General features: G+C 41.3%; 14 protein-coding genes and 1 tRNA gene. 10 read left to right on the forward strand and 5 right to left on the reverse strand.

Going from position 1 to position 19,314, the window contains the following annotated elements:
• Positions 1-385: 385 nt before the first annotated feature.
• Complete coding sequence (gene gyrB / locus V7L29_RS15050) at positions 386-2,323, reverse strand: DNA topoisomerase (ATP-hydrolyzing) subunit B (RefSeq protein ID WP_334735993.1); 1,938 nt, start codon at positions 2,321-2,323, stop codon at positions 386-388.
• 190 nt (positions 2,324-2,513) lie between these two features.
• Between gyrB and miaA the strand changes: the two genes are divergently transcribed.
• On the forward strand, positions 2,514-3,419 hold the full coding sequence (miaA, locus tag V7L29_RS15055; protein WP_334735994.1) for a tRNA (adenosine(37)-N6)-dimethylallyltransferase MiaA: 906 nt from the start codon (positions 2,514-2,516) through the stop codon (positions 3,417-3,419).
• 57 nt (positions 3,420-3,476) lie between these two features.
• On the opposite strand, the gene V7L29_RS15060 is transcribed toward miaA, so the two are convergent.
• Entirely contained in the window at positions 3,477-4,205 is a 729-nt protein-coding gene (locus V7L29_RS15060; protein WP_334735995.1) for a Uma2 family endonuclease, read from the reverse strand.
• Between the two features lie 337 nt (positions 4,206-4,542).
• Between V7L29_RS15060 and V7L29_RS15065 the strand changes: the two genes are divergently transcribed.
• The gene (locus V7L29_RS15065) at positions 4,543-4,716 is read left to right on the forward strand and encodes a hypothetical protein (RefSeq protein WP_334735996.1); all 174 of its coding nucleotides are present in this window, start codon (positions 4,543-4,545) and stop codon (positions 4,714-4,716) included.
• 255 nt (positions 4,717-4,971) lie between these two features.
• Here the strand turns inward: V7L29_RS15065 and V7L29_RS15070 are convergent, their stop codons facing one another.
• A complete protein-coding gene (locus V7L29_RS15070) occupies positions 4,972-5,106 on the reverse strand; it encodes a DUF2281 domain-containing protein (protein ID WP_334691060.1) in 135 nt (44 codons plus the stop codon).
• A gap of 311 nt (positions 5,107-5,417) precedes the next feature.
• On the opposite strand from V7L29_RS15070, the gene glcD reads away from it, so the two are divergent.
• From glcD to V7L29_RS15100, 6 genes are all read left to right on the forward strand, one after another.
• Positions 5,418-6,890, forward strand: a complete 1,473-nt coding sequence (gene glcD, locus V7L29_RS15075; protein WP_334691059.1) for a glycolate oxidase subunit GlcD — start codon at positions 5,418-5,420, stop codon at positions 6,888-6,890.
• 347 nt (positions 6,891-7,237) lie between these two features.
• Positions 7,238-8,476: a glycoside hydrolase family 10 protein gene (locus V7L29_RS15080; RefSeq protein WP_334735997.1), complete on the forward strand. Its 1,239-nt coding sequence runs from the start codon at positions 7,238-7,240 to the stop codon at positions 8,474-8,476.
• A complete protein-coding gene (locus tag V7L29_RS15085) occupies positions 8,476-9,039 on the forward strand; it encodes a hypothetical protein (protein WP_334735998.1) in 564 nt (187 codons plus the stop codon). Before V7L29_RS15080 ends, V7L29_RS15085 begins: the two co-directional genes overlap by 1 nt.
• A gap of 368 nt (positions 9,040-9,407) precedes the next feature.
• Positions 9,408-11,657 carry a sensor histidine kinase gene (locus V7L29_RS15090; RefSeq protein WP_334735999.1) on the forward strand — a complete coding sequence of 750 codons (2,250 nt, stop codon included), beginning with the start codon at positions 9,408-9,410 and terminating at the stop codon, positions 11,655-11,657.
• 62 nt (positions 11,658-11,719) lie between these two features.
• A tRNA-Lys gene (locus V7L29_RS15095) sits at positions 11,720-11,791 on the forward strand.
• Between the two features lie 231 nt (positions 11,792-12,022).
• A complete protein-coding gene (locus tag V7L29_RS15100) occupies positions 12,023-12,517 on the forward strand; it encodes a hypothetical protein (protein ID WP_334736000.1) in 495 nt (164 codons plus the stop codon).
• 499 nt (positions 12,518-13,016) lie between these two features.
• Here V7L29_RS15100 and rppA read toward each other — a convergent pair whose 3' ends face one another.
• Positions 13,017-13,712 carry a two-component system response regulator RppA gene (gene rppA / locus V7L29_RS15105; protein WP_334736025.1) on the reverse strand — a complete coding sequence of 232 codons (696 nt, stop codon included), beginning with the start codon at positions 13,710-13,712 and terminating at the stop codon, positions 13,017-13,019.
• Positions 13,713-13,788: 76 nt separating this feature from the next.
• Between rppA and hisG the strand changes: the two genes are divergently transcribed.
• Positions 13,789-14,433: an ATP phosphoribosyltransferase gene (gene hisG / locus V7L29_RS15110; RefSeq protein WP_334692874.1), complete on the forward strand. Its 645-nt coding sequence runs from the start codon at positions 13,789-13,791 to the stop codon at positions 14,431-14,433.
• Positions 14,434-14,665: 232 nt separating this feature from the next.
• Here the strand turns inward: hisG and V7L29_RS15115 are convergent, their stop codons facing one another.
• Entirely contained in the window at positions 14,666-16,510 is a 1,845-nt protein-coding gene (locus tag V7L29_RS15115) for a tetratricopeptide repeat protein (protein WP_334692875.1), read from the reverse strand.
• A 241-nt stretch (positions 16,511-16,751) separates the two neighbouring features.
• Here V7L29_RS15115 and V7L29_RS15120 point away from each other — a divergent pair, with 241 nt between their 5' ends.
• Positions 16,752-19,313, forward strand: coding sequence for a GAF domain-containing protein (locus V7L29_RS15120; RefSeq protein WP_334736001.1), 2,562 nt, complete (start codon positions 16,752-16,754; stop codon positions 19,311-19,313).
• Position 19,314: the final 1 nt, after the last annotated feature.

The raw sequence follows: 19,314 nt of genomic DNA on the forward strand, positions 1-19,314 counted from the left end.
AGTTGTTATGGGAGTTTTTGTGACAGGTTCAGCGCAGGCAGACAGAGCAACTAGGCTACCTATGCCAATAATATTAAACAATACTTTTTCTACTAGCCTTTACTCGCTCTTATAGCTTTGCCTACTATCTGATTAAATAAAGAATTATTGAGAATAGTTAATCAATTTATCAATATAATCACTCATCTAACGGCATACTTCGGAAACTGAAAAGTCTATATGAAAATTCTGAATAATTTGTCATCAGCCAAAAGACGTAGATTTTAGTCCGGATTTTCTGTATTTAAAATAGCCATAAATTATAAAAAAGCAGTGGGTAATAGGTTTTCACCCATTACCCATTATCAACTTGACAAATTCTCAGAGTAGTGTTATAGAATTGATATTAGATATCTAGATCGGTGAAGTTGAGTTTAGAACCATAGGTTTCGATGAATTCTCGTCTGGGTGCGACACGATCGCCCATTAAAATTGTGAAAATGCGATCAGCTTCGGCGGCATCCTCGATTTCAACTTGCTTCATTTTGCGGCTTTCTGGGTTCATGGTGGTGTCCCAGAGTTGTTGTGGCATCATTTCACCCAAACCTTTGAAGCGTTGGATGGTGTAGTTGGCGTTAGCAGGAAATTTGGCAATTGTTTGATCTTTTTCGCGATCGCTATAGCAGTACTCATGATTACGTCCCCGTTCTACTTTAAACAGTGGGGGACAAGCAATATAAATAAAGCCCTGTTCGATGAGCGATCGCTGATATCGATAGAAAAATGTTAACAACAAAGTCCGGATATGTGCTCCATCTACATCAGCGTCCGTCATGATGACTATGCGGTGATAGCGCAGTTGGGTGGAATCGAATTCATCACCTTTGACACCTAAACCGAGTGCTGTAATTAACGATTGAACTTCGTTATTTTTATAGATTTTAGCATCGTCGGTTTTTTCAATGTTGAGAATTTTACCACGTAGAGGCAAGATAGCTTGAGTGCGGCGATCGCGTCCTTGTTTAGCACTCCCACCGGCTGAATCCCCTTCCACGATGAATATCTCAGATTCGTTAGGGTCACGAGAACTGCAATCTGCCAATTTACCAGGTAATGGCGAAGATTCCAGTACGGATTTGCGCCGAACTAACTCCCGCGCATGACGAGCTGCTTCTGCGGCTTTGAAAGCTTGGATAGCTTTATCTAAAATTGAATCTGCTACGGCAGGATGAAATTCTAGGTACTCAGTGAGGACTTCTCCTACCAAAGAATCAACAATTCCTCGAACTTCGGTGTTACCAAGTTTAGTCTTGGTTTGTCCTTCAAATTCTGGGTCGGGGACTTTAACCGAAATTACAGCAGTCAGACCTTCGCGGACGTGTTCGCCACTGAGGTTAGGTTCATTCTCTTTAATTTTATTGCGCTTGCGGGCGATCGCATTTAATGTCCGAGTTAGAACTGCTTTTAATCCTTCTAAGTGCGTACCACCATCCACCGTGCGAATATTGTTAGCAAAACCCAGCACATTATCCGTATAAGCATCAGTACACCATTGCAAGGAAACTTCCACTTGTACGTTGTTGCGTTCCCCCTGCACATAGATAATTTCTTCATGCAGTGGTTGCTTCTCGCGGTTCATGTAGGCGACATACTCTTTAATACCACCCTTGTACTCGTAGGTTTCTACCTTGGGTGTATCGCTTTTTAGTACTTCCAGACGGTGGTCAGTAAAAGTAATTTTCACACCTGCATTCAGATACGCCAATTCCCGTAGGCGACCTGATAAAGTGATGTAATCAAACTCAATGCTATTAGTGAATATTTGGGTATCTGGCTTAAAAGTGACAGAGGTTCCGGTTCTAGCTTCTTTATAAGGCTTGACTTGCAGATCAGTAACTGGGATACCCCGTTCATAGCGTTGGATATGAACTTTTTTATCTCGCCAAACTGTAACTTCTACAATCTCAGATAGAGCATTAACAACAGAAATACCAACCCCGTGCAATCCTCCAGAAACTTTGTAGCCACCGCCGCCAAACTTACCACCGGCGTGCAGTACCGTCATCACGGTTTCCAAAGCCGATTTTCCCGTGCGCGAGTGAGTATCGATGGGAATACCGCGACCATCATCTGTTACAGTCACGGAACCATCAGCGTTGATATCCACCTCTATATGAGTGCAATAACCCGCCAAAGCCTCATCAATTGAATTGTCCACCACCTCGTAAACTAAATGGTGGAGTCCTCGCGGGCCAGTGGTACCAATGTACATTCCTGGTCTTTTGCGGACGGCTTCCAGACCTTCCAGAACTTGAATCTGATCGGCACTGTAACTGCTCGTCATGTAAACTCTCCTGATGCGTGGGGTTGAAGTCGCCGAAAGGCAAATAAAAGTAAAAACACTCCAAAATTGTAACACAAAAGCCTTGCTGGCGTCTGTAGGGCATTTTTAAGAGAAGTTTATACAGGGGTTGGAGTCCCGTGTCAGAGGAACAGGGGAAGCATGGGGAGAATAGTTTAATGAATAATGACTAATGACTAAATTAATTGTGATTTGTGGGGCGACGGCAACAGGTAAGTCGAGTTTGGCTTTGGCTTTGGCGATGCGGTTGGGTTCTGTAATTCTCAGTGCTGATTCTCGTCAAGTTTATCGTGAGTTTGATATTGGCACTGCAAAACCAAGTGTAGCTGAACAAAAATTGGTATCGCACTATTTAATAGATATCTGCGAACCAACAGACATGATGACAGTAGCAGACTACCAGGAGCAAACACAAGCCTTAATTACTTCTATTGGTGTTATACCACTATTGCTAGTTGGTGGCACTGGTTTATACATCCGTTCTATTGTCCAAGGGATGAAAATTCCTCGAGTCGCACCGCAAATAGAATTGCGATCGCAGCTTGAATCTCTCGGTCAACCACAACTATACGCAATGTTACAACAAGTTGATCCAGTTGCTGCACAAAAGATTCATGGCAATGATTCAGTGCGGACTTTACGGGCTTTAGAGGTATTTTATATAACTGGATATCCAATTTCGGAACAACAAGGGGAGAATCCACCAAATTATCCGATTTTGCAAATTGGTTTAGATTGCGATGTTGAAAAGTTGGATGCTCGTATTCAACAGCGTACTGAGGAAATGATAGCAGATGGGTTAGTCGCTGAGGTGGAGTATCTTTGTCAAAAATATGGCGCTGATTTGTCTTTGTTGAATACTTTGGGCTATCAAGAAATTAAGCAATATTTGACTGGGGATATTTCCTTAGATGAAGCAAAAGAATTAACAATTTTGCATACGCGGCAATTTGCCAAGCGACAACGCACTTGGTTTCGAGCATATCCCCAAATTGAATGGTTTGATGCGGATAATCCTGATTTATTAGAGAAGGTTTCGTATCGGATAAATGAGTTTATAAGTTGCACAACTTCGTGAGAATTTTTTTGCTCATGTAAAGACGCAAAGTTTTTTTGCGTCTTGACAGCGAGTGTCCTAAAGAGTATCGGGATCTACGCCCATAGCCCGTAGCCTATCTATTAGTAATTGGGTGCGTTGCTCTGCTTGTTCGGCACGTTGTTCTTCCTGTTCGGCACGTTGTCGTTCCTGTTCGGCGCGTTCATCTCCAGTCGATAAAACATTACCATCTTGGTAGCACCAGCGTAACCAAGTATCCTGTCTATCTTCAAATTTACCTTCCCACAAAGTTACACCTAAACCAACTTGTTCTAACCAATTTTCTGAAGTTTCAAAGTAGCGCCTTCCTCTAAGTTCATAAACGCGCAGGACTTTTTCTCCTAATTGCTGAGTTTGATCGTATACGATGTAGTAACTGACCCGCATTTGTTCATAAATTTTCAATTTTTTGCCCAGTTCATCACCTTCTTTATTAGAGACAATTTCAACCACGACTTCTGGAGGTTTGCCAAAACGCCAAACCATATAACAGCGATTTTGTTTTTCCCACCAATTTTGAGGCACTTGAACATCGAAGCTGAGAAAGATATCGGGTACAATTGCAGGTTGACCGTCTGTATGGTAAATACCGACATTAGCTGCTGCTAAAAAAGTCTGCTGCTGTAGAGAACTGTAAAGAGAGCCAACCAAGAGACGTTGTTGTTTTTCAGAAGCAAAATTGTCCACAGGTGTATCATCTTCAGTGACTAGCTGGTTGGCATCTGGCACATAATAATCATCATCATTGATTAGAACTTGCTGAACCATGATTTTATCCAGTATTTGAGAGCGTTATTTCTAGGTTAATTGATTTTCTAGGTTAGTTGATTAATGAAAGATAGAGGTTGGGAGAATATAGAGATTTCATTGCCATACTTGTTTGCTTAGTGAGATTAAAAACTTAAAACTAATTCACCCTAATCCAAAGCTCTCCATTGCTTTCCACAGATTTTGCCGTAGCTACGTTAAGTTTATTATTGAAAAAGCTAGAGAAAATATTCATAAACCTAACCAGCCTGTAGCTAATCAGGTTGATAGTCCCTTTGAAAATGAAGCTTATAATTTTGAATAGGAAACTTGTCAAGCTCCTGTTAGAAATATTCAGATGTCTCTAGATGATTGGTATCGCTTTTTGAAAAATTGGAAACGTAACGAAGAAGAACGAAGGAAAGAACAACGTGCAAAAGAAAGACTCCGCCTTCGAGAAGAACGCTTGAGACTAGAAAGACAAAAAGAAGAACGTCTCAAAAAAGAGCAACAATTAAGAGAAAAAACATAAACAAAAAGAAGAAAGATTAAAAATAGAAGAAGGCCGAATAGATGGAATTAGAAAGTAAATCAACAGCCAAATAATACAAATTTTTGGGTGAGTAATTCATTAAATAACTCTAGCAGCAAAATATATGTAGAAGGTTATCGTCGTAAGGATGGAACTGAAGTAAAAGGATATTGGAGAGATAAATAAACTAGACAACTTGGTATTCTTGGACGAAATGGATGTTTTATTGGGTTTTACACGAACCTATACTGTTCCTTAGTCAAAAGGCAAAGGTTCATTAAAATCATCACTTATCCAAATCTTACCTTGGTTTAAACCTAGTACCCGTTTCTGTGGTGGTTGTTGGGGTTGAGCATATTTTTGTGCTAAAAATTCAACAAAATCTAGCACTTCTTGTTGCTGTTCGGGTTGCTAGGGTTTGCAGCTTGGCAATTAATTTTGAGGTGGAATCTAAAACTTGGTAAGTTATTTCACCCTCTGCTGTTAAATGTCTAACTCTATGTTACTTTAACCCCATACTTAACTAAGTATATAATTTTACCATAATTTAACGCGTTCGTTAAGAGACATCGCACCTTCCGTACTTAAATTATGCGATCGCTTTTACTCACTTTTGACTGTTATTCTTGCAACAATAGTAATTAAAGCGTTCCAAAAAAGCCTGTAATACGCCATACATCTACCTTGAACTTTAAAAAACTATGCTCACCCAAGATAAAAAACAACGCAACTGGAAACCCATTATCAAAGCATTTGAGGCTGTTCTTAGCAAAAATGGTGTTGTCCAACGCCGCGAAGAACTCATTACCTATGAATGCGATGGTTTAACTGGCTATCGCCAACGTCCGGCTGTGGTGGTGTTACCTAGAACTACAGAACAAGTTGCCCAAGTGGTGAAGATATGCAATCAATATTCTATACCCTTCATAGCACGCGGTTCTGGCACTGGTCTATCTGGCGGTGCTTTGCCTTTGGAAGATTCTGTTTTAATTGTAACCTCGTTAATGCGGCAAATCCTCAGCATTGATTTGGAAAATCAGTGGGCAATTGTGCAACCAGGAGTGATTAATAGTTGGGTAACACAAGCTGTCAGTGGTGCTGGTTTTTACTATGCTCCCGACCCTTCTAGTCAAATTATCTGCTCTATTGGGGGCAACATTGCCGAAAATTCCGGTGGCGTACATTGCCTCAAATATGGCGTCACCACTAACCACGTTTTGGGATTAAAAATTGTCACGCCGTCAGGGGAAATTATTGATTTAGGTGGACAAATTCCAGAAATGCCTGGTTATGATTTAACTGGTGTTTTTGTTGGTTCTGAAGGCACTTTAGGAATTGCCACAGAAATTACTTTGCGAATTCTCAAAAGTCCAGAATCAATTTGTGTGCTGTTGGCAGATTTCACTAGTATTGAAGCTGCGGGAGCAACTGTTTCTGACATCATCAGCGCCGGAATTATTCCTGGTGGTATGGAAATGATGGATAACTTCAGCATCAATGCAGTTGAAGATGTTGTAGCAACTAATTGTTATCCTCGCGATGCAACTGCTATTTTACTAATAGAAATTGATGGTTTAGAAGTGGAAGTTGCAGGAAATAAGCAGCGAGTTACTGAAATTTGTAAAAAGAATGGTGCGCGTAATGTAACTTCTGCTACTGACCCAGAAACCCGATTGAAATTATGGAAAGGACGCAAAGCGGCTTTTGCTGCGGCTGGACATTTAAGTCCAGATTATTATGTGCAAGATGGTGTAATTCCCCGGACTCAGTTGCCTTATGTTCTGCACGAAATTGAGGCATTAAGTGAACAATATGGTTATCGTGTTGCTAATGTATTTCATGCTGGCGATGGCAATCTTCATCCGCTAATTCTTTATGATAATTCTGTACATGGAGCATTAGAGCAAGTAGAAGAAATGGGTGGAAAAATTCTCAAACTTTGTGTTCAAGTGGGTGGTAGTATTTCTGGTGAACATGGCATTGGTGCGGAGAAAAAGTGCTATATGCCACAGATGTTTAGCCAAGTTGATTTAGAAACTATGCAATGGGTGCGACAAGTTTTTAATCCTAAAGGGTTAGCAAATCCTGAAAAGATATTTCCCACACCACGCACTTGTGGTGAAGCAGCAAATGCATCGGCTATCAAGCAATTTGAAGGTGTGGAAAGGTTTTAATTTTCCCCAAAGATGCATTCGCAGTTTCTCTTGTTCCCTGGCTCTGCCAGGGAATGCACTTATATGAGGCTCTGCCTCAAGTTAGTATAGGATGCTTCCCCTCAATGAAGGATATTTCCAGCCGGAGACTGGGAATGAGAGTTTGAAAGGTGCGCTTAATGTAGGGAAACTATGCACCTCATGGCCTGTTGTATTTCACAGAATTAAGAATAGCGATAATTGTCTGCTAAGGCACATTGATTAATTTATATCTAGGCATAAAATCATCATTTATTTACATCATCCGGAGAATTACAACTTTATTTTGTAGTTATATATATTCCGATCGCACTAGGTCACGCTTACAAATGAATCGGGTTGTTCGCCGTTGTTTTTCTTATTTACTGTGTTTGGGATTAGTAGTCGCTTTAACAGTTTTTTCACTCTTTTCACTGCCCGTTTCTTCGCAAAAAATAAGTCCTTTAACTAGAGAAATTCGCGGTGTTTGGCTGACTAATGTTGCTAGTGGTGTACTATTTGTCCCTTGGGGTATTAACCGTGCTCTAAATCAATTATCGGATCTCAACTTTAATACAATTTATCCTGTAGTTTGGAACCGAGGACATACTTTTTACAAGAGTGCTATAGCCAAAATGACTACAGGTTCGGAAACTCAACCTTTGCTCAACTTTATGCACGCTGGACAGGATGTTTTAGCAAAGATAGTGACACTTGCTAAAAATAAAGATTTGAAAGTCATCCCCTGGTTTGAATACGGGTTCATGACACCGCATTATTCACAATTAGCAAGGCGTTATCCTGACTGGTTGACAATTGGGCAAGAGGGGATAAACTCTATTCAAGATGCGCCGCCAGAAGAAATTAATAATGTTTTGGTAAGTAAGCAGGCTTGGTTGAATCCTTTACATCCACAAGTACAAGAGTTTATCCAAGGGCTAATTTTGGAAGTAGTCAGAGATTACGATGTTGATGGGATTCAGCTTGACGACCATTTTGGGATGCCTGTACAGTTTGGCTACGATCGCTTCACTATTGAACTCTACCAGCAAGAACATCAAGGCAAAAGTCCCCCTATTGATCCTTTTAACTCAGAATGGATGCGTTGGCGAGCAGACAAAATTACTGATTTCATGGCAGAAATCTATCAAGCTGTCAAGGCGGTTAAACCCAAAGTCAAAATATCTTTGTCTCCTAACTATCAAACTTTTGCCTACAAATACTATTTGCAAGACTGGCAAAGTTGGGTAAAAAAAGGTTTAGTTAATGAGTTAATTTTGCAGGTATATCGAAATGACAAAAACTCTTTTATCGCTCAACTGGAACAAGCATCTGTGAAATTGGCTCAAAGTCTAATTCCTGTAGGAATTGGTATATCAACGGGAACGGTGCATAATCCTGTGAAAATGGCACAAATTAGAGCACAGGTTCAGGTAGTGCGCGATCGCAATTTTGATGGTATCTCCTTTTTCTACTGGGAAAGTCTGTGGGGTTACATCGTACCTGAATCACCCCAACAGCGACGCAAAGGTTTTTTTGAGATGTTTAATGCTAAAACTGTCAGACTATTAAAACCGAAGAAACTTTGATGCTATTCGCGCCTGGAAATACTAGATTTGGCTTTACATTGCTGTGGATTTTAGCTACTTTTGGCGGTTTTTTATTGAGTTTACTCTTAATTGAAGTCGGCGAAAAGCCAGATGTTGGGGTAGTAGAAGCAGCTATCGGCGGATTTGCGATCGCACTTCCTCAAGGTTATCTTCTCAAAGAACCTATATTTTATATCAGGTGGATTTTGTCAAGTCTTTTGGGTTGGAGTATCATCACCTTTATCGGTATTGGTGCTGTGGGTTGGATTGTACCTAGCACTCAGATTTTTCCTGTGAGAATCCTGTCTGGGGTGATTTATGGTGCACTTGGCGGCTTCGGGATTGGATTGGCACAATGGTTGGCAATTCCTCAGCCTATGGCGTGGCGATGGATATTTGTCTCTTCGGCAAGTTGGGCGGTTGCTGTCCCCGTGGGTTCTGCTGTCGGGCTGATCTTGCACCGCCTAACGCACTTATTCTTCGGCGAAGTCATGGGATTAGCAATCACTTGGCTGCTGGTTGGTATCCTCACAGGAATGAATGCTCACAAATTGCGATTGTAAGTTCCCACTCCCCTACTTATTTCCTTAGATATACTAAACAAAAGTTTATTAATAATTATAACTTTAATTGATGTATGCTGATGATTGCACTGAGATGAGATATATGCAATAATCTTAAAAAAATGTTAAAAATCAATTGGAGTAAGTTTGCCCTAACCTGCAAATGTATTTTCGGTTTCAAAAAGCAGGATTTGTGAAGCTGACTCCTATTAGCTTTCCTAGATTTCTGATCACAAGTAGAGAAAGATCCAAGTTTCGATGAGCAACGGCTGACAATACTTTGCTATAGGCGCTACAGTGCATCTCCTACAAGCGTAACGACAAGAGAGCGCCTACAAGAGTCAGTAATACCAGAAAGGGACTCTCGCATGAATATAAATCCAGCAGAATCAACTATAGAGTTGACAAAATTATCACCTCCTCAGATTCTCTTCGGCACAGAAGTAGATGATAAAAGTAATAGCGAGCAGTTTCTACTGAGCATGTACGATTCTGTGCAAACATCAATATTTGTAGTTGATGTTCTCGAGGATGAAGATTTTCGGTATGTAGCACTTAATCCCACTCATGAGCGGTGGATAGGCATTCGCTCAGATGATCTCCGGGGCAAAAAACCAGAGGATATTCTCTCCCCAATCGATGCTGCCAAGGTACGTCAGCATTACTCTGAATGTGTGCGCTTCGGCAAAACTATTTCTTACGAACAATGTTTGCAATTCCAGGGAATTCCGACTTGGTGGAGTACGACTCTCACCCCACTAAGGGATACTAACTCCCGGATTTATCGACTGATTGGTACTAGTAGCAATATTACCCTTGTTAAGCAAGCCCAAGAAGCAGTCGGACTCCAGGTTGAACGAGAGCAACTGCTAGAAGCGATCGCCGGACGAATTCATCAATCTGTAGAATTAGAGACAATTCTGCATCAGACAACAAAAGAACTTCGGCAGTTTTTGAATTGCGATCGCGTGCTGATTTATCGCTTCGAGCCTGATGGCAGTGGAGTATTCATTGCTGAATCAAGTGTGGCTGCCAGTGATCCATTGTTGGGAAAAAACATCACCGATCCCTGCTTCAATGGCAAACATCGAGAACACTACGGACGAGGTTGCATTCAAGTTGTCGAAGATATTTATGCAGCCGGGTTGCATTCTTGCTATATAAATTTCCTGGCATCTTTGCAGGTGAGAGCCAATCTGGTTGTGCCGATTTTCAAAGAGCAAGAGATGTGGGGGCTATTGATTGCCCAGCATTGCCACCAACCGCGTCAATGGCAGCCAACAGAAACTGACTTGCTTAAGCAGTTGGCAACTCAAATTGGCATTGCTGCTGGGCAGGCAGAACTTCGTCAGCAGATTAAGCATCTCGAAGCAAAGTTGGAGTCGCAAAAACACAAGCACATCAATCAGTTGCAGCAGGTGCGAAACTTTGAAGCCTTGGTGCGACGCATGACAGAACAAATCCGCGACAGTCTGGATCAAACTCAGGTGTTGCAGACAGTCATCCAGGAATTAACAGAGTTACTGAACCTTGAGCGTTGCCAAATCGAACTCTATAGCACCTGCCAAACCCTGGTTACTATTACCTACGAGTACACCATTAACCTACCTCAGTGTCAGGGATTGACCAGACAGATTGCAGACCGTCTTGAAGTTTATCAGCCGCTGTTGCAAAAACAACCTTTGCAATTTTTGGAAATTGTGCCGGGATGGGAACCAAAGTTGTTGGTTATGTCTCAGATGGCTTGTCCAATTTTCGATACTCAAGGGATTTTGGGAAACATTTGGTTGACAAGACCGACACAAGAGGCATTTGATGAATTTGAAATCGAGCTAGTGCAGCAGGTGGCAAATGAATGTGCGATCGCTATTCGTCAAGCCCAGCTTTACGAACAAACCCAGGCACAGGTAAAAGAACTAGAAAAACGCGATCAGCTCAAAAACCAATTTCTTAGAACCCTGTCCCAAGAACTGCGGACACCAATAACTAGCATCAGCCTCGCAGCCCAAACTCTTGAAAGTGTCCTGACACCAGCAGAAATATCAGATATAGAAATAGTTCCGCAACTCTTGCAGATTCTCCATAACGAATGTGGGCGAGAAAACAAGTTAATTAACGACCTACTCACACTCACATATCTCGAAGCCGAACCCGATCCCCCAACTTTGATTGCCATTGACTTACAAAGCTGGCTTCACCCCATTGTTGAGTCTTTTCGAGACCTCACCAACTGCCAGCGGCAACGGTTAAAGCTGACTGTTAATCATACGCTGCCACCTTTAGAGACAGATATCACCGATTTGGAGCGGATTGTCACCGAATTGCTCAACCATGCCTGCAAATATACCCCAGCGGGCGAAGTTATCACAGTCTCTGCTCACCTGACAGGGGATGCACTAGAGCTTAATATTACCAATTCTGGAATAGAGCTTACCAGCAATGAACTATCACGGATATTTGAGCCTTTCTATCACCTTTCCAAACATGATCCTTGGAAACATAGCGGCACTGGACTGGAATTGGCATTAGTGCAGAAAATGGTCAGACATTTAGGCGGCTCAATTTATGTAAAGAGTGGAGCCAGTCAAACTACCTTCACCGTCAAATTCCCTCTTTAATTCGTTTTTTGGGCGTGCTACTAGCAAATCTGTCAGAAGTTTGCTATGATGGTTATTCGTGCGGGTGACTAGCTCAACGGTAGAGCAGTAGACTCTTAATCTATTGGTTGCGGGTTCAAATCCCTCGTCACCCACTACTTCCAGCCCTCCAGAATTTGCCTTTGCCTAAATCTTGCTTAAATTCAGCAAGTATCAACCTCTGAAAGCCCCTATTTTCGGGGATAAACAGCGATAAAGTTTTGACTAATTTAACTAAAAACCCCCTCTTGCCTTTGTGATGATTTTTATTACAAAGAATATCAATTAGTAATAAATAGAAAAATTTTAACTTTTTTAATTTTTATAACTATTAAGTTCATGATTTTATGGTACTAAATAATCCAGTATTCATTGGCGTAATAATAGGTCTTATTACTGGTCTGATTAATGGTTGCGTTACTATATCTATTAATACTTTTCAAAGTAGTAGAGAAAAAATCAGAGAACTTCAAGACATATATGCTGGTTGCATTACGAGTCTTGCAACAGTATCAACTCTTTCAGGCGCTACAGAAAGTAACATGGATACTATAGAGCTATCTTTAGTTGAAGCTAAAAAATGGTTAGCTCTTTTATTAATACGTAGTAATAATAGCAATAACATTAAACTAATTAAGGAAGAAGTCTATTTATTCACTATAGGACAGTATAGAGAGCTATTGGAAAAAGCCACTATACATCCTCTTCAACCTATAAACCAATCTTCGGGAAAATATGTATACGTGTCCAACAAGCCTTTACGAGAACTTCTTAGTGCAGCAGATACGATGCTTCAACTAATTATTAAAGTTGGATCTAAAGATAAGAGATTATCGTTATAGTCCCTTTCATACTTGCGCTATAGCTCAATGTAGTCTCCTGAAATTACTTATAAAAATTTAAATTGTATTCCTGGCTGATCCAATATAAATGCTATTCAAATGCTGTTAAAATTAAGCCACAGCTATTTGTTTTTTATCGCTTTGGCTTGATATGAATTTTTAATTGCTGACCCATAAAAACTTGTCTATCACCAAAATTACTAGAGTGAATCCCCAGAGACACAAGTCAAGCAATAATACTCAGCTTATAGTGATAACAAGGGAATTTTACTAAATTGTATGGACAGAAGCAAATTTGAATCTGTAATAGAAAGGCTTTGGAATTACTGCGCTTCCCATAAAATAATTTTTATGGCTGAGACTCAGTTAGAAATTGATGGTTTAATTATTTGTCTCCCTCTACAATAAACTTCGACAGGAATTAAAGTCGCAAAGACTGAAAAATATCAATGATTATCCTAACCAATTAACCGAATCATTGTGAGTTTAAAACAGGCGGCTAAACTAACTCCACTGAGGAAGCACCGAAACGATAGCCTTTGCCGTAGACTGTGTGAATCAGCGCAGTTTCTTTACCTACCTCAATCTTACGGCGCAGCAAACGAATTAATGCCGCGATCGCATTACTATTGGGTTGTTCTTCTTGCCACAAATTTTGCATAATCTGGGCATGAGTCATTAGTTGTCCAGTATGTTCCATGAAATATTGCAGCAGCTGGCTTTCTTTTTGCGATAGCTCAATTATTCGTCCTTGGCGATAGGCTACTTGATTTTCACAATCAAGTTCTAAATCAGCGACAGTTAAACGTCCAGTGGTAGTTTCATAGGTTGGGGAACTGGAACGACGCAATAAAGCACGGACTCTAGCTAGTAACTCCCGCAGTTCAAAAGGTTTAACCAAATAGTCGTCAGCACCAGCATCTAAACCTTGTACGCGGTCATCTAGAGTATCCTTGGCTGTGAGAAACAGCACGGGAGTGGTTTTGCCTTGGCGTCGCAATTGCTGACAAATCTCTAACCCCGTTTTTCCTGGCAGCATCCAATCTAAAATTAGTAGGTCATAACTGCCTACTTGTGCATGTTCGCTGCCACTTGTGCCATCGTAAGCGGCATCCACAGTGTAACCCTCGCGAGTTAATAAGCGACTCAAGGGTTCAGTTAGTTCAACTTCATCATCAACTAATAAAATTCTCATGCTGCTTGTGGTAAGCATATAGAGATATTCTCAATATTATTCAACTGCTAGGACGCCAAGGATACTAAGAAAAAGAATGCTGACTGTTGCATTGCCAAAAGGGGAACTACTTAAAAATAGCATCCGCCTGCTACAATCTGTCGGGTTAGACTTTAGTGCTTTTTTAGATTCAGGAAATCGCCAACTTCAAATTTCTGACACAAAGGGACAAGCGAAAGCTTTGTTGGTGCGGGCGCAGGATGTGCCCGTCTATGTGGAATATGGTCAAGCACAACTGGGTGTTGTTGGTTACGATGTGCTACGGGAGAAGCAGCCGCAAGTTGCCCACTTGGTGGATTTGCAGTTTGGGCATTGTCGGATGTCGGTGGCGGTAAAAGCATCTAGTTCTTACCGATCGCCTTTAGATTTATCACCGCATGGTAGAGTTGCTTCCAAGTATGTAAATTGCGCTCGTGAATATTTCCACAATCTAGATTTACCTGTGGAAATAGTGCCGTTGTATGGTTCAGTGGAATTAGGCCCGATTACTGGTATGTCAGAAGCGATCGTGGATTTGGTTTCTACAGGGCGGACTTTGCGCGAAAATGGTTTGATTGAAATTGCTATTCTGTATGAAAGCACGGCGCGGTTAATTGCCCATCCTCTAAGTTACCGTCTAAACACGGGTAATTTGAGTGATGTGATTGCCAAGCTGCGCGAAGGTGTTTTAATAGGGGTTTAACAGTAGCCCTTTTAAGGTGAGCATAAGTACTATCAGCCTTTTTACGGCATTTCAGGCATCGGCAGGAATTGAACAAAGAATTTATCTATTAAACTCCAAATTTTGGGATTGTAAATTAAGCGATGCCTGAGCCAAAATATCATAATTAGGTTCAAATACCATTTAGTTGATAGTACAAACGTTCTCCTTAAAAGAGCTAGTCCTAATACAGTTTTTGTGAATTGGTATTAGATTAAAGCTTAATGCCAATTTTTTTGCAAGTTCCTAAAGCATGCCGATACAAGTCTAAGGATCTGGGATTTTGATTATAGGTAACGTAAATTGCTCCAATGTTTTTCAAGGTTACGCATTCACTCGCAACGGAGCCAGTTTGTTGGTGAATCATTAAAGCTTGACCAAAAAACTCTATGGCTTTTTTGTATTGACGCTGGTTATAGTAAACTGACCCAATACTATTGAGGGCTGTACCTTCTCCTGATTTGTTGCCGATTTGTTTGTTAATTGCTAAGGCTTGCCCAAAAAACTCTAAAGCTTTGGGATACTGTCTCTGGCTGTAGTAAAATGCCCCGATGTTACTAAGGGTTGCACCTTCTCCTGATTTGTCGCCGATTTGTTTGTCAATTGCTAAGGCTTGCTCAAAAATATCTAAGGCTTTAGGGTACTGCTTCTGTGCATAATAAACTGACCCAATACCGTTAAGAATAGAGGCTTCCTCTGCTTTAATGCCGATTTGTTGGTAAATCGCTAACGCTTGTTGATAAAACTCTAAAGCTTTAGGGTACTGACGCTGAACCTTGTAATAGAACCCCATCTCCGCCAGAGTTGTACTTTCTCCTGTTTTGCTACCAATTTGTTTGTTAATTGTTAACGCTCGCTCAATAAACTCTAAAGCTTTGGGGTACTGACCTTGAATGGAGTAAACAGCCGCAATGCTATTGAGAGTCGAACTTTCCCCCGCTTTACTGCCGATTTGTTGGTAAATGGCTAAGGCTTGCTGGTATAATATTAAGGTTTTGGCATACTGACGCTGGCTAGAGTAAACTGACCCAATACCTCTAAGGTTTGCACTTTCCCCTTTCTTGTCGCCGATTTGTTTGGCAATACTATTTGCTTGCTGGTAAAACTCTAAGGCTATGGAATATTGGCTAAGGTCGTTATAAATTGCCCCAATACCATTGATGGACTGACCTTCCCCCTTCTTGTTGCCGATTTGTTTGGCAATGCCATTTGCTTGCTGGTAAAACTCTAAAGCTTTGGCGTACTGATTTTGGCTAGAGTAAAACTCTCCAATACCATTAAGGGTTTGAATTTCCTCTTTGTTGTCGCCGATTTGTTTGGCAATGCTATTTGCTTGCTCGAAGAACTCTAAAGCTTTGGCATACTGACTCTGGCTAGAGTAAACTTCTCCAATACCATTAAGGGTTTGAATTTCCTCTTTGTTGTTGCCGATTTGTTTGGTAATGCCATTTGCTTGCTCGAAGAACTCTAAAGCTTTGGCATACTGACTCTGGCTAGAGTAAACTTCTCCAATACCATTGAGGGTCTTACTTTCCTCTTTCTTGTCACCGATTTGTTTGGTAATGTCTAAGGCTTGCTGGTAGAACTCTAAGGCTTTGGGGTACTGATTGATGTTGTTATAAACTGACCCAATGCCTCTAAGTGTTGCACCTTCCCCTTGTTTGTCGCTGATTTGTTTGGTAATGTCTAAGGCTTGCTGGTAGAACTCTAAGGCTTTGGGGTACTGACCGATATCGTTATAAACTTCCCCAATATTATTAAAGGTCTTTGCTTGGTGGGAGCGATTGCCAATTTCTCGATAAAGAACTAAAACCCGTTGAAATGTCTCTAATGCTTCTGTTAACTGACCTTGATTATACTGTTGTTCGCCTACTTGGTACAGACGCAACGCCTCGTCTGTGCGTTTTTGCTCTGTTTGCGTCTGTGCCGATGCACTTAATATTCCTGAATTGGTTACAAAGAATGGTAAAGTCAAAGTTAGAGAAACTAACACACTCGCACTCAGCAAGCTCTGGCGATAAAGTTTGTTTTGCAGCCAAGTCCTGAAAAAATAATCCATAGAAATACTCCTTGCTCATTTAAAGCAGAAATGTTTTCCTTTAGTTATATATCACTCTTTTTCTCGCAAAATTACGCAGATGTTGAACCTCAACAATAATGTGAATGTAGTATTTTAAACAGACTTTCCTGAAAAGCTAGAGGCGGGGAAAAGACTAATAATTATTAAAAAAGGTTAAGCTATTCTTGAGGTAGCCACGCTGCTGACTGAATATTATATTTAGATTGTTTAATAAAAGTTAATGAAAGCTGGACACATTGATACAGAAGTGGCAAGGCTAGAAGCGCTCCGCCAGTATCAAATTATTGACACCGAACCCGAAGAAGCCTACGACAATCTGGCTCAGTTAGCAGCATCTATTTGTGGCACTCCCATATCCTTGGTAAATTTCATTGATGAAAACCGTCAATGGTTTAAGGCAAAAGTCGGTTTAGATGTATCAGAAATGCCCCGGAGTGTTGGTTTCTCTTACCTTTGCCAAGAGCAGCGTGACGTTGTAGTGGTTTTGGATACCTTAGCTGATGAAAAGTTGGCAAATAATCCGGTAGTAACTGGCTATCCCTATGTGCGCTTTTATGCAGGTGTAGCCCTAATTACCCCGAAGGGAGATATGCTAGGAACTCTGTGTGTAATTGACCAAGTTCCACGGCAATTGAGCCAAAAACAAGTGGAGGCGCTTGTAGCTCTGAGTCGTCTGGTAATCGACCAACTAGAACTCAGGCGTCATGTAGTTGAAGTATCTCAAATTACCGAGAAACTCTTGGCGCACAAGCAAGCAGCCCACGCCCAATCTGAAGCCGCAAGAACCCGCATCAATAATCTGCTCGAAAGCATCACTGATGGGTTTTTTGCCTTAGATAAAAAGTGGCAATTCACCTACATTAATGGTCAAGCAAAACGGCTCTTGCAAAAAAACCAGAATCAGCTTTTGGGTAAAAACATCTGGGAGGTGTTTCCAGAAATTATCGGCACAACATTCTATCGTGAGTATCACAGGGCAATCTTAGAACAGGTGAGTGTGGAATTTGAGGAGTTTTATCCGCCACTAAACTGTTGGTTTCAAGTCCACGCCTATCCGGCAAAAGACGGCTTGTCTATTTATTTCCAAGACATTACTGAACGACGGAAAACAGCGGAAGCACTACGAGAGAGTGAAAAACGTTGGCAATTAGCATTACATGGTAATAATGATGGTATTTGGGATTGGAACCTCAAGACTAATGAAGTGTTCTTCTCAACTCAGTGGAAGGAAATGCTCGGCTATAAAGACCATGAAGTTTCCCACGATTGGGATGAATGGACAAAACGAATCCATCCCGATGAGCACGATAGAGTACTTCAAGCTTTCCAAGACCACTTTGCCAAGAAAACACCATTTTACGTCTGTGAATATCGAGTCCAATGCCAAGACGGCAGCTATAAATGGATTCTAGATCGAGGACAGGCACATTGGGACGCATTGGGTGATATAGTGCGGATGGTAGGTTCTTATACTGATATCACAGAGCGCAAGCGAGCAGAAGAAGAATTAAAGCGGCAGAATATGCGATCGCAACTATTTGCCGAAATCACCCTGAAAATTCGAGAATCTTTACAAATAGACGAAATTCTTCAAACCACGGTTACTGAGGTACAAAAACTACTACAAGCTGACCGAGTTTTTATTTTTCAACTGGAGACTGATGGTTCGGGAACAGTGGTGCAAGAGGCGGTGTTGCCTGGTTGGCCGGTAATTCTAGGAAAAAATCTGCTCGATACTTGCTTTAAAGATGAATACCGAGAAAAATATCGCCAGGGAAGAATCAGTGCAATTGAAGACATTGAAGCCGCTCATATCCAACCCTGCCATCAAGAATTTCTTAGGCAGTTTGCTGTCAGGGCTAACCTCGTAGTGCCAATTCTTGTCAGACAAGGTATTTGGGGCTTGTTAGTGGCTCATCAGTGTGCCGCACCTCGACAGTGGAATAACTTTGAGACAGAGTTGTTACAGCAACTGGCTAACCAAATTGGAATTGCTTTATCTCAAGCGCAACTATTAGAACAAGAAACCCACCAAAGTCAGGAACTGACACGTTCCAATGCGGATTTAGAACAGTTTGCCTATGTGGCTTCCCATGACTTGCAAGAGCCGTTGCGGATGGTAACGAGTTATTTACAACTACTGGAGCAAAGATATAAAAATAAACTGGATGCGAATGCTGATCAGTTTATCACCTACGCAGTAGATGGGGCCCGCCGGATGCAGACGCTAATCAACGATTTGTTGAACTATTCCCGCGTCAGCAGCCGGGGACAGCCCTTTATGCTAGTTGATTGTAATGTTGTCTTAGAGGGGGCGATCGCTAATCTTAAACTGGCGATCGCGGACAGTAAAGCAGTTGTTACTCATGATCCTCTACCTGAAGTGATAGCTGATGCTACCCAACTGACACAGGTATTTCAAAACCTGATCGCCAACGCGATCAAATTTTGCCGTCATCAGCAGCCACTGATTCACATTGGGGTAGCGAAGCCAGATGCAAATCCAGATGGGGAAAGTTTAAATCTTATCCCGTCGGCAGATAAATGGTTATTCTGGGTGCGTGATAATGGTATTGGTTTAGAATCCCAATATGCTGAACGTATTTTTATAATTTTTCAGCGCTTGCACGGTAGAGAGAAGTATCCAGGTACTGGAATTGGTCTGGCAATTTGTAAAAAAATTATAGGACGCCACGGCGGACGCATCTGGGTTGAGTCGAAACTGGGTCAAGGCTCGACTTTCTACTTCACAATTTTAGATAGAGCTCTTAAGCAATTGTAAG

This window comes from Nostoc sp., from assembly GCF_036916575.1.
Taxonomy (GTDB): Bacteria; Cyanobacteriota; Cyanobacteriia; order Cyanobacteriales; family Nostocaceae; genus Nostoc.

Excerpts from the sequence above, each read along its gene's own strand:
- glcD (WP_334691059.1), top strand. The coding sequence starts at position 5,418 with ATGCTCACCCAAGATAAAAAACAACGCAACTGGAAACCCATTATCAAA.
- V7L29_RS15085 (WP_334735998.1), top strand. The coding sequence starts at position 8,476 with ATGCTATTCGCGCCTGGAAATACTAGATTTGGCTTTACATTGCTGTGG.
- V7L29_RS15065 (WP_334735996.1), top strand. The coding sequence starts at position 4,543 with ATGTCTCTAGATGATTGGTATCGCTTTTTGAAAAATTGGAAACGTAAC.
- V7L29_RS15080 (WP_334735997.1), top strand. The coding sequence starts at position 7,238 with ATGAATCGGGTTGTTCGCCGTTGTTTTTCTTATTTACTGTGTTTGGGA.
- miaA (WP_334735994.1), top strand. The coding sequence starts at position 2,514 with ATGACTAAATTAATTGTGATTTGTGGGGCGACGGCAACAGGTAAGTCG.
- V7L29_RS15120 (WP_334736001.1), top strand. The coding sequence starts at position 16,752 with ATGAAAGCTGGACACATTGATACAGAAGTGGCAAGGCTAGAAGCGCTC.
- gyrB (WP_334735993.1), bottom strand. The coding sequence starts at position 2,323 with ATGACGAGCAGTTACAGTGCCGATCAGATTCAAGTTCTGGAAGGTCTG.
- V7L29_RS15100 (WP_334736000.1), top strand. The coding sequence starts at position 12,023 with ATGGTACTAAATAATCCAGTATTCATTGGCGTAATAATAGGTCTTATT.
- V7L29_RS15115 (WP_334692875.1), bottom strand. The coding sequence starts at position 16,510 with ATGGATTATTTTTTCAGGACTTGGCTGCAAAACAAACTTTATCGCCAG.
- hisG (WP_334692874.1), top strand. The coding sequence starts at position 13,789 with ATGCTGACTGTTGCATTGCCAAAAGGGGAACTACTTAAAAATAGCATC.
- V7L29_RS15090 (WP_334735999.1), top strand. The coding sequence starts at position 9,408 with ATGAATATAAATCCAGCAGAATCAACTATAGAGTTGACAAAATTATCA.
- V7L29_RS15060 (WP_334735995.1), bottom strand. The coding sequence starts at position 4,205 with ATGGTTCAGCAAGTTCTAATCAATGATGATGATTATTATGTGCCAGAT.
- rppA (WP_334736025.1), bottom strand. The coding sequence starts at position 13,712 with ATGAGAATTTTATTAGTTGATGATGAAGTTGAACTAACTGAACCCTTG.